This window comes from Pseudomonas sp. TSRC2-2, from assembly GCF_049897785.1.
Taxonomy (GTDB): Bacteria; Pseudomonadota; Gammaproteobacteria; order Pseudomonadales; family Pseudomonadaceae; genus Aquipseudomonas.
Genome location: NZ_JAFCWZ010000002.1, coordinates 240,790 through 252,042 on the forward strand (window position 1 = coordinate 240,790; position 11,253 = coordinate 252,042).

Below are 11,253 nucleotides of genomic sequence, written 5' to 3' on the forward strand. Positions count from 1 at the left end.
GCCGCTCGCACTGATAAAAGGAGAGCCCGGATTCCGGGCGGTTATCTGATGCTCTATCGCCGTTTCGAACAACTGATCGATATCTTCCGCGACGCCCCGACGGCGTCTCCTCCAGACCGCGTCTGGCCCTTCTACGTTTATTACCTGAAACAGGTCTGGCCGAGTTTCGCCGCCCTGCTCGTCATCGGCTTGTTTGCCTCCCTGATCGAAGTGGCGCTGTTCAGTTACCTGAGCCGCATCATTGACCTTGCACAAGGCACGCCCAACCCGAATTTCTTCAGCGACCACGCCCTCGAATTGACGTGGATGCTGGTGGTCGCCCTGGTGCTGCGACCGATCTTTTTCGCTTTGCACGACTTGCTGGTACACCAGACTCTGAGCCCGGGCATGACCAGCATGATCCGCTGGCAGAACCACAGTTACGTGCTCAAGCAGAGCCTGAATTTCTTCCAGAACGACTTCGCCGGACGCATCGCCCAGCGCATCATGCAGACCGGCAACTCGCTGCGTGACTCTGCCGTGCAGGCGGTGGACGCCCTGTGGCACGTGGTGATCTATGCGATCAGTTCGCTGGTGTTGTTTGCCGAGGCCGACTGGCGCCTGATGATCCCGCTGCTGACGTGGATCGTCGCCTACATCGGCGCGCTGTATTACTTCGTACCCCGCGTCAAAGAACGCTCGGTGGAAGCCTCCGATGCGCGCTCGAAACTGATGGGGCGCATCGTCGACGGCTACACCAACATCGCCACGCTGAAACTGTTCGCCCACACCAACTTCGAACAGCACTACGCCAGGGAAGCCATCGAAGAACAGACCGTCAAAGCGCAAATGGCCGGTCGCGTGGTGACCAGCATGGACGTGGCAATCACCACCATGAACGGCTTGCTGATCGTCGGCACCACGGCGCTGGCGTTGTGGCTGTGGACGCAGTCGCTGATCACCGTCGGCGCGATTGCCCTGGCCACCGGCCTGGTGATTCGCATCGTCAACATGTCCGGCTGGATCATGTGGGTGGTCACCGGGATCTTCGAAAACATTGGCATGGTTCAGGACGGTCTGCGCACCATCTCGCAACCGGTCAGCGTCACCGACCGCGAACAGGCCAAACCACTGGCCGTGACCTCGGGCGAAGTCCGTTTCGAGCACGTGGATTTTCACTACGGCAAGAAGAAAGGCATTATCGGCGACCTCAACCTGACCATCAAACCGGGCGAGAAAATCGGCTTGATCGGCCCGTCCGGCGCCGGCAAATCGACCCTGGTCAACCTTCTGCTGCGCCTGTACGACGTCGAGGGCGGGCGCATCCTGATCGATGGCCAGAACATCGCCGAAGTCGGCCAGGAAAGCTTGCGCGAACGGATCGGCATGATCACCCAGGACACCTCCCTGCTGCACCGTTCAATTCGCGACAATTTGCTCTACGGCAAACCCGACGCCACCGACGCCGAGCTGTGGGAGGCGGTGCACAAGGCGCGCGCCGATGAGTTTATTCCGCTGCTGTCCGACGCTGAAGGCCGCAGCGGTTTCGATGCGCATGTTGGTGAGCGCGGGGTGAAACTGTCGGGTGGCCAGCGCCAGCGCATCGCGATCGCGAGAGTGCTGCTCAAGGACGCACCGATCCTGATCATGGACGAAGCGACCTCGGCCCTGGATTCGGAAGTCGAAGCGGCGATTCAGGAAAGCCTCGAAACGCTGATGCAGGGCAAAACCGTGATCGCCATTGCCCACCGCCTCTCGACCATCGCACGCATGGACCGCCTCGTGGTGCTGGAGAACGGCCGGATCGCAGAGAGCGGCACCCACGCTGAACTGCTCGCCCATCGTGGCCTGTATGCGCGATTGTGGGCGCACCAGACCGGAGGCTTTGTCGGCATCGATTGAAGCCTTCAAGATCGAAAGATCGCAGCCTTCGGCAGCTCCTACACCGGTTCCTGTAGGAGCTGCCGAAGGCTGCGATCTTTCGCTTTATGTTTGGCGATAAGGCAACGCCGTTCTCGCCTCTTCGGCATACGCCAGAACCCCGGCGCGCTCTTGCTGAAGGAAATCCTTCACCGCCGCTTTCAAACCCGGGTGGCGCAGGTAGTGCCAGGAATGGGTGATCACCGGTTCAAAGCCGCGAATCAACTTGTGCTCGCCCTGCGCCCCGGCGTCGAAACGCTGGATACCGTGGGCAATCGCGTAATCCATGCCTTGATAGAAACACGTCTCGAAATGCAGCCGATCGAACTCGGCCAGGCATCCCCAGTAGCGCCCGTAGAAACTGTCACCACCGACCAGACTGAACGCCATCGCCACCGGCCGTGAGCCCTGTTTGGCCAAGACCACCCGAATCGCCTCGGGCATGCGTTCGGCCAACAGGCTGAAGAATTCACGCGTCAGGTACGGCGCCTGACGCCGCACCGCGTAAGTATTGGCATAGCAGGCGTAAACGAAATCCCACTGTGCCTCATCCAGTTCACGCCCTTGCAGCCATTCAAAGTCAAAGCCCTGCCCCGCCACCTGCTCGCGCTCCTTGCGCATCTGCTTGCGCTTGCGTGAACTGAGGGCGTCGAGGAAATCCTGAAAATCGCGGTACGCACGGTTCTGCCAGTGATATTGACAGCCGATGCGCTGCAGCCAGCCCGGCTGCTCGGCCATCGCTGCATCGGTGAAGGGATCGGTGAAATTGATGTGCGCGCTGGTCAGTTCTTCGATCTGCAGATACCCGGGCAAGCTCTTGAGCAGTTCGAAACCGTCCTCGACCTGCGCCGCCAGCAAGCGCGGACCGCTGACCGGGCTGAAGGGCACGGCAGTCAGGAGTTTGGGGTAGTAATCGATGCCGGCACGGGCGCAGGCGTCGGCCCAGCCGTGATCGAAGACGTACTCGCCGTAGGAATGCCACTTGCGATAACTGGGCAGCGCGGCAACCAGTCGATCACCTTCGATATGCAGCAAATGCTCGGGTTGCCAGCCCGAGTGCGGGCCGACACTGGCGCTGTCTTCCAGCGCGCTGAGAAAGGCGTGACGCAGGAACGGCTGGTTGTCCGGCACCAGCGCATCCCAAGTGGCCGGGGCGATTTCCGACAGGTTTTGCAGACGTTGCAACGGCATTCACTGGCACTCCACAGCTTGGCGACAAAGCCCGGCGAGTATCGCTGATCGCGACCCCGTTGCACACGCTCAATCGGCCGACAGTGCTCTAACTCAATAGTTCACGCCTGATACGCATCGTCATCATCTTGCCATCACCGTGCCACCGCTCTGTCATAAACCATCGCGATACTGGCGCCTGTTTTTAGAGCGTCGGGTTCTAACCCGGCCACAGTTTTCCGACCTTCGTGTCGGTTGTGCCCAGGATGGTTCAGCCATCCCCTTCATCTTCGGAGATTGCTATGCGTCTTGCTTCCACGAAAACTGCAGCGGCCCTGTGCGGCGGCTTGTTGCTGGCCATGAGCGTTCCGGCCAGTGCTGCAGTCGACGCCAAACTGCTCGACATGCTCAAGGCCAACGGGTCGATTTCCCAGGCGCAGTACATCGAGCTGCAAACAGAACTGGCCAAGGATCAGAAGGCTCAGCAGATCGCCCAACAGGCGCAGCAGGAAACCAACGAACAAGTGGCGGCGGTCGCCAAGAAGAGCAACGAACAGAGCCTGTTCGACCAGAAACTGGCCTGGGCGGCCAAGACCCAGTTCAAGGGCGATGTGCGCATCCGTCAGGAAACCATCAAGATCGACGGCGAGCCGAACAACGGCGGCCGCGACAAGGATCGCCAGCGCATCCGTGCCCGTCTGGGCGCCTACACCGAAATCAACCCGCAAGTCGACACCGGCATCCGTATTGCCACCGGCGGCGGCGACGATGCCCGTTCGACCAACCAGGACCAGGACAACTACTTCGACAAGAAGCAGATCTGGCTCGACCTCGGCTATATCGATTACCACCCCGACCAGATCAAGAACCTGCACATCATCGGCGGCAAGATGCTGCAACCGTGGGTCAGCATGGGCGACGTGATCTGGGACAGCGATATCAACCCGGAAGGTCTGGCCGTCACCTACAAGTATCCATTGGGCGGCAGCGCCGAGCTGTTTGGTAGCCTGGGTAACTACAACCTCAAGGACAACGTTGACGGCGACGGCGTGCAATTCCGCCACGACCTGCGCCTGACCGCTGGCCAACTGGGCAGCCGCTTCAACATCACTGACAACCTGAAAATGACCGTAGGCGGCAGCGTTTACGCTTATCAGAACGACGAAGACAGCCGTTGCACCGGCACCTCGACGCCGTGCGCCCTGGCCGTCAACGGCAACTCGGCCAACAATGAATTCCGTCTGTATGAAGGGTTCAGCCAGGTCGACATTGGCGGCCTGCCGATGCCACTGTCGTTCTACGGTCAGTACGTGAAGAACAATGATGCCGTGACCGATCAGGACACCGCATGGTTGCTCGGGGCCAAGTCGAAAGTGTTCGGTTTCAACCTCGATTACAACTATCGCGATGTACAGCGCAACGCCGTGGTCGGCGCCTTCACCGACTCCGACTTTGCCAACGGCACCACCGGTTCGCGCGGGCACAAGTTCAAGGTCGGTTACGACATCGACAAGAACTTCGCCGTCGGCGCTACGTACTTCCTGACCAAGGCCGACTTCGCCAGCCGCAGCCAGCGCGATGCAGATGCCAACACCCTGCAGCTGGATGCTGAAGCGAAGTTCTAAAAAGTGATAGCCCGGTGCGGGCGGGACGATCCCCATCATCCGTTCGTTTCGTTCGCACTGGGTTATTTCTGCAGGATGCAAAAAACCCCTGTAGGCGCTGCCGAAGGCTGCGATCTTTTGATCTTGATCCTGAAAACAAGATCAAAAGATCGCAGCCTCGTTTCACTCGACAGCTCCTACAGGGGGTTGTCTTTTCGTCGTTGCTCAGCCAGGCGTTCAGCCAAAGCATCGACGTTCTCGTCCGCTTGTTCCGGCAGCGCCTTCAGGGTTGCCTGCATCAAGCGCATCTGCCGCATGAAACGCCGGCAATTGGGGCAGAACATCAGGTGATGACGCACCATCAGTTTTTCCCGAAAGCTCAATTGGCCGTCTAGATAATCGCTGGATCGTGCCACTTGCTCCTTGCAGGTCAACATTCCCCTGTCTCCTCAAAATGTTCCACGGTTGCAAAGACCTTCAAGCGTGCCCGGTGCAGCAGCACGCGGACATTGGAGAGCGAGATCTCCAGAAGATTACAGATCTCTTCCAGCTCCAGGCCTTGGCGTTCGCGCAACAGCAAGACACTGCTCTGCAAGTCGGAAAGACTCAGCAATGTATGCTCGAGGCATTCGCGCAGTTCGTTTTCAGTCAGGAGCGCTTCGGGGGTGTCCTGGTGCCAGGCGAACGGCGCGACCAGCCAGTGACCGTCGCGCGAAGAAAACCGCTCGTCGTCGATAGAGCCGTGAGGAGATGGCAGGTCATCAAGCAGTACTTCCCGGCGATTGAGCTTGTAGCGACTTTTGGCCGAATTGGCGGTGATGGTCAGCAGCCAGGTCTTGAGGCTGGAGCGGCCCTCGAAACTGGCCAGATGGCGCACTACCGACAGCCAGGCATCCTGCACCACTTCTTCGACATGCCGCTGGCCGACAATCGCATAAGCCACTGCGCGCATGGCGCTCTGATACTGGACGACCAATTCCTTGAAAGCCTTTTGCTCACCCGCCAGCAAGCGTTCGAGCAGTTGGGTGTCGTCAGCCGCCATCCATCAATCCTCTTGTGCGGATTTCGAAAATGAACGCGGCAGGTATTTACCTGCCGCGATTTCCGAAAAATTACAGCGTTTCAGCCGCTTCGAATCCAGGAAAGATCGACGCGATTAAGAGGAAATTAACGTGTTTCAACGTTTACGCAGCAACACGCTGCCAATTGAGTAGCCGGCGCCGAACGAGCTGAGCACCGCCAGCGAACCGGAGGCCAGGTCATCCTGATATTTGTGGAAGGCAATCACCGAACCGGCCGAGCTGGTGTTGGCGTAGCTGTCGAGAATCACCGGCGCTTCTTCTTCGCTGGCTTCGCGGCCGAGCAGCTTGCGCACGATCAGGTGGTTCATGCTCAGGTTGGCCTGGTGCAGCCAGAAACGCTTCACGTCGCCGACGTTGAGCTGGTTCTCTTCCAGGTGCTCGCCAATCAGCTCGGCGACCATCGGGCAGACATCCTTGAACACCTTGCGGCCTTCCTGCACGAACAGCTTGTCGCGGGCACCGATGCCCTCTTCCGCCGCTCGGTTGAGGAAGCCGAAGTTGTTGCGGATGTTGTTGGAGAACTTGGTCAGCAATTTGGTGCTGACCACATCGAACTGGTACTTGGACGTCGCCAGATCCGCCCGCTCGATGATCACCGCAGTGGCGGCATCGCCGAAGATGAAATGGCTGTCGCGATCACGGAAGTTCAGGTGCCCGGTGCAGACCTCCGGGTTGACCATCAGGATCGCCCGCGCCTGACCCAACTGCACGCTGTTGGCGGCGGCCTGGATGCCAAACGTCGCCGAAGAGCAAGCCACGTTCATGTCGAAGCCGAAACCTTCAATGCCCAGAGCTTCCTGGACTTCGATGGCGATGGCCGGGTAGGCGCGTTGCAGGTTGGAGCAGGCCACGATCACGCCATCGATGTCGGCGGCGGTTTTGCCGGCCCGTTGCAAGGCTTGTTCAGCCGCGCCGACGGCCATCTGGCAGAGCACCGACCACTCGTCGTTGGAACGCTCCGGCAGGCGCGGGGCCATGCGTTGCGGATCGAGGATGCCGTCCTTGTCCATGACAAAACGGCTTTTGATGCCCGAGGCTTTTTCTATGAATGCCGCGCTGGATTCGGTCAGGGCCTGGACTTCACCGCTGGCAATGGCCTCGGCGTTGTCGGCGTTGAACTGGGCGACATAGGTATTGAAAGACTGCACCAGCTCTTCGTTGGAAATGCTGTTGGCCGGTGTGTACAGGCCGGTGCCGCTGATGACGACGTTATGCATGGTCGTTTCTCTAATCTGTTCAGGCAGAAAGTGCTGGAACCGTCGTACCAACACGCAAAGGGTCTATTCCCATCCGGGGGACGCAAACCTGGCATCGTTTTATTGCGCGGCGCGACACGGCCAAAGGCTCTGGGTCGCGAAACCGGCGTTTATGGTGGCGAAGTTTGCCATAAACCCAGCGTTTTGGCGCCATTCTCCTGCTCATCGCGATCCCTGTAGGAGCTGCCGAAGGCTGCGATCTTTTGATCTTGATCTTTAAAAAGCAAAATCAAAAGATCGCAGCCTTCGGCAGCTCCTACAGGATCGTTGCAAGGCGCGAAGTCAGGGTTCGACCTGGCTCCACTGTTTGCTCAGGCGTTTGTCGGAGATCGGCACTTTCGTCCCCAACTGCTGGGCGAACAGCGACACGCGGTATTCCTCCAGCCACCAGCGGTACAACTCCAGTTGCGGATCGCGCTTGCCTTCCTGCGCATGCTTGGCCGCGCGGGCCTGGTATTGCGCCCATAGTCCCGCGAGTTCGCCGCTCCAGACCCGATCCTTCTGCACTTGCGCACCGAGTTTCTCGAAACGCTGCTCGACCGCTTTCAGGTAACGCGGCAACTCCTTGAGCCATTGCATCGGCGTCTCTCGGACGAAGCCCGGATAGACCAGATTGCCGATCTGCTGCTTGATGTCGTTGAGCGCAACCGCCTGGGCGAGATCGATCTTGCCCTTGAAGCGTTTTTGCAGGCCGTGCCAGATCTTGAGGATTTCCAGGGTCAGACGCGCGACACGCTCGGCGTGTTCGGTCCAGTTGCCGCGTTTGCGCTCGGCCAATCCCGCCAACCCGGCGCCGTCACGGGGCAACGGCTCTTCGCCTTCGAGAATGCAACTGTCGAGGCTCGCCAGCAGAATGTCTTCGACCAGCGCATCGACGCGGCCCAGTTCGCGATACAGCAGGCCCAGTTCAGTCTGCCCCGGCAACTTGCCACGCAGGAATTTAGCCGGCTCGGCCAGTTGCTGCATGAGCAGGCGCTGCAAGGCGCGACGGTGCTGAAACTCGGCTTCGGCCGGGGTCGAGAAGCGCCCTTCCTTGACCGTGCCGCCCTCTTCCACCAGCGCCGGGTACACCGTCATCGACAACCCGGCGATCTTTTGCTGGGTCTTTTCTGCCACCGGCGCGAAGACTTTTGCCTCGACCGGTTGCTGACTTTTCGCGCTCTGTGGCACCGCCAGCGCGGCTTGGCTGGCTTCGGCGAAGCGTGCGGTCAGCTCAGCCAGATCGCGACCTTCGCCGAGAAACTTGCCTTGGCCGTCGACGATTTCCAGATTCATGCGCAGGTGGCTTTCGACCTGCTGCGCGGCTTCCGCCCACGCCTCATCACTGACCCGCGCGCCGGTCATGCGCAGCAACTCGCGACCGAGTGCTTGCGGTAGCGAACCTTCGGCGAAAGTCATGCGCTGCAACGCGGCTTTGATGAAGTCCGGCACCGGCACGAAATTCTTGCGCAGGGCTTTTGGCAGGTTGCGCACGAGGGCAATGCACTTGGCCTCGATCAAGCCTGGCACCAGCCATTCCAGACGTTCCGGCGGCAGCATCGGCAGCAGCGGCGCCGGCACGCGCAGGGTTACGCCATCGCGCGGGTGATTGGGTTCGAAATGGTAAGTCAGCGCCAGCTCCAGATCGCCGATGTGCAGCGTGTCCGGGTAATCACGGGCGGTGACTTCACTGGCCTCGCGGGCCAGCACGTCTTCTTCGCGCATGATCAGCAGCTGCGGGTCTTTCTGGCTGTTGACCTTGTACCAACTGTCGAACGTCGCGGTCTGATGGATCTCCGCCGGCAGACGTGCATCGTAGAACGCGTAGAGCGTTTCTTCGTCGGCGAGAATATCGCGCCGGCGAGCCTTGGCTTCCAGTTCGTCGAGCTGCTCGAGCAGTTGTTTGTTGGCTGTGAGGCACTTGGCCCGCGACTGAATCTCGCCGCGTACCAGACCTTCGCGGATAAACAGCTCACGCGAGACCACCGGATCGACCGGGCCGTAATGCACCGGGCGGCGACCGACGACGATCAGCCCGAACAGGGTGATCTGCTCGAAGGCCACGACCTGGCCGCGCTTCTTTTCCCAATGCGGTTCGAAGTGGTTTTTCTTGATCAGATGCCCGGCCAGCGGCTCGATCCAGTCGGCGTCGATCTTGGCGACCATGCGTGCGTAAAGCTTGGTGGTTTCCACCAGTTCGGCGGTCATCAACCACTGCGGGCGCTTCTTGCCGATGCCCGACGACGGATGAATCCAGAAGCGCCGCTGCCGCGCGCCGAGGTAATCGCCGTCTTCGGTTTTCTGGCCGATCTGGCTGAGCAGACCGACCAGCACCGCTTTGTGCAGCTTCGGATAATCCGCCGGCTCTTTATTCAGGCTCAACTGCATGTCGCGGCAGATCAGGCTCAACTGGCGATGCGAATCACGCCACTCGCGCAAACGCAGGTAATTGAGGAAATTTTTCCGGCACCAATTGCGCAGCGGGTTGGCGGTCAGCGCCTGGCGCTGCTCTTCAAAACCACGCCACAGATTGACCAGTCCGGCGAAATCGGAATCCGGATCCTTCCATTGCGCGTGGGCCTGATCCGCCGCTTGCTGACGCTCCGGCGGACGCTCGCGCGGGTCCTGAATCGACATGGCGCTGGCGACAATCAGCACTTCCTGCAGACTGCCAAGTTTGGCTGCTTCCAAGAGCATGCGGCCCATGCGCGGGTCGACCGGCAAGCGCGCCAACTGGCGACCAAGCGGCGTCAGCTGACTGTTGCGATCGACCGCCGACAATTCTTGCAGCAGGTTGAAACCGTCACTGATCGCCTTGCCGTCCGGGGGTTCGATGAACGGGAACGCGGTAATTTCGCCGAGGCGCAGATGAAGCATCTGCAGGATTACGGCGGCGAGGTTGGTGCGCAGGATTTCCGGGTCGGTAAATTCCGGACGCCCGAGAAAATCCTCTTCGCTGTACAGACGCACGCAGATGCCCGGCTCGACCCGCCCGCAACGACCTTTACGTTGATTGGCGCTGGCCTGGGAAATCGCTTCGATCGGCAAGCGCTGGACCTTGGCCCGATAGCTGTAGCGACTGATGCGCGCGGTGCCGCTGTCGATCACGTAGCGAATGCCCGGCACGGTCAGGGAGGTCTCGGCAACGTTGGTCGCCAGCACCACGCGGCGGCCCGGGTGCGACTGGAAAATCCGCTGCTGCTCGGCCGGCGACAGACGCGCGTACAGCGGCAGGATTTCGGTGTGCTTGAGCTGGGCTTTGCGCAACATGTCGGCGGCGTCGCGAATCTCGCGCTCACCGGGCAGGAACACCAGCACGTCGCCGGGGCTGCGGCGTTCGCTGCGCTCGTGCGTGGCAATTTCGTCAAGGGTGGCCAGGATCGCCTGGTCGACGGTGAGGTCGTCCTCGACCCGGTTGCCTTCTTCGTCCTGCTCCAGCGTCAGTGGCCGGTACCAGGTTTCCACCGGGAAAGTGCGGCCCGATACTTCGACGATCGGCGCGTCATCGAAATGCCTGGAGAAGCGCTCAAGATCGATGGTCGCCGAGGTGATGATGACCTTCAGGTCCGGGCGCCGGGGCAGCAGGGTTTTCAGATAGCCGAGGAGGAAATCGATGTTGAGACTGCGTTCGTGGGCTTCGTCGACGATGATCGTGTCGTAGCGTTCGAGGTAGCGGTCGTTCTGGGTTTCCGCGAGCAGGATGCCGTCGGTCATCAGCTTGATCAGGGTGTTGGCATCGCTCTGATCTTCGAAGCGCACCTGATAGCCGACCAGCGACCCGAGCGGTGTGCCGAGCTCTTCAGCAACGCGACTGGCGACGCTGCGCGCGGCGATCCGGCGCGGCTGGGTATGGCCGATCAGGCCGTGCTGGCCACGGCCGATTTCCAGACAGATCTTCGGCAACTGGGTGGTTTTGCCCGAGCCGGTTTCGCCCGCAATGATCAGCACCTGATGTTGCTCCAGGGCCTTTTTGATCTCGTCGCGCTTGGCCGCGATCGGCAAACTGTCGTCGTAACGAATCACCGGCAGGCTCGCGCGGCGCGCCAACACTTGGTCACAGGACGCCTGCATCCGCGCCACCCACTGTGCCAGTTTGGCCTCGTCAGGTTTCTTGCGCAGCTCAAGCAACTGCCGCCGCAGCCGGTGACGGTCGGCGAGCATGGCGTGATCGAGGTTTTTCAGCAGTTTGTCGATGGAGGGCGATTCGTCGGTCATCGGGTAGGCAATTCGGTCGTCTATTTGTGCAGGGGGCGATTGTCGCAG

Annotated in this window: 7 protein-coding genes; 2 read left to right on the forward strand and 5 right to left on the reverse strand. The window is 60.5% G+C overall.

What is annotated here, in order from left to right; translation table 11 throughout:
• The first annotated feature begins 48 nt into the window (after nt 1-48).
• Nucleotides 49-1,881 (forward strand): ABC transporter ATP-binding protein, encoded by a 1,833-nt coding sequence (locus tag ACP7D9_RS04120; RefSeq protein WP_426155806.1) that lies wholly within the window; start codon nt 49-51, stop codon nt 1,879-1,881.
• Between the two features lie 84 nt (nt 1,882-1,965).
• Here ACP7D9_RS04120 and ACP7D9_RS04125 read toward each other — a convergent pair whose 3' ends face one another.
• Nucleotides 1,966-3,090: a GNAT family N-acetyltransferase gene (locus ACP7D9_RS04125; RefSeq protein ID WP_426155808.1), complete on the reverse strand. Its 1,125-nt coding sequence runs from the start codon at nt 3,088-3,090 to the stop codon at nt 1,966-1,968.
• Between the two features lie 281 nt (nt 3,091-3,371).
• Between ACP7D9_RS04125 and ACP7D9_RS04130 the strand changes: the two genes are divergently transcribed.
• Nucleotides 3,372-4,694, forward strand: a complete 1,323-nt coding sequence (locus tag ACP7D9_RS04130) for a putative porin (protein WP_101158566.1) — start codon at nt 3,372-3,374, stop codon at nt 4,692-4,694.
• 176 nt (nt 4,695-4,870) lie between these two features.
• Here ACP7D9_RS04130 and ACP7D9_RS04135 read toward each other — a convergent pair whose 3' ends face one another.
• From ACP7D9_RS04135 to hrpA, 4 genes are all read right to left on the reverse strand, one after another.
• Complete coding sequence (locus ACP7D9_RS04135) at nt 4,871-5,110, reverse strand: anti-sigma factor family protein (RefSeq protein ID WP_426155811.1); 240 nt, start codon at nt 5,108-5,110, stop codon at nt 4,871-4,873.
• Complete coding sequence (locus tag ACP7D9_RS04140) at nt 5,104-5,715, reverse strand: RNA polymerase sigma factor (protein WP_101158564.1); 612 nt, start codon at nt 5,713-5,715, stop codon at nt 5,104-5,106. The genes ACP7D9_RS04135 and ACP7D9_RS04140 overlap by 7 nt, the downstream gene beginning before the upstream one ends.
• A 135-nt stretch (nt 5,716-5,850) precedes the next feature.
• Nucleotides 5,851-6,972, reverse strand: coding sequence for a beta-ketoacyl-ACP synthase III (locus ACP7D9_RS04145; protein ID WP_101158563.1), 1,122 nt, complete (start codon nt 6,970-6,972; stop codon nt 5,851-5,853).
• Between the two features lie 321 nt (nt 6,973-7,293).
• A complete protein-coding gene (hrpA, locus tag ACP7D9_RS04150; protein WP_426155813.1) occupies nt 7,294-11,205 on the reverse strand; it encodes an ATP-dependent RNA helicase HrpA in 3,912 nt (1,303 codons plus the stop codon).
• Between the last annotated feature and the right edge of the window lie 48 nt (nt 11,206-11,253).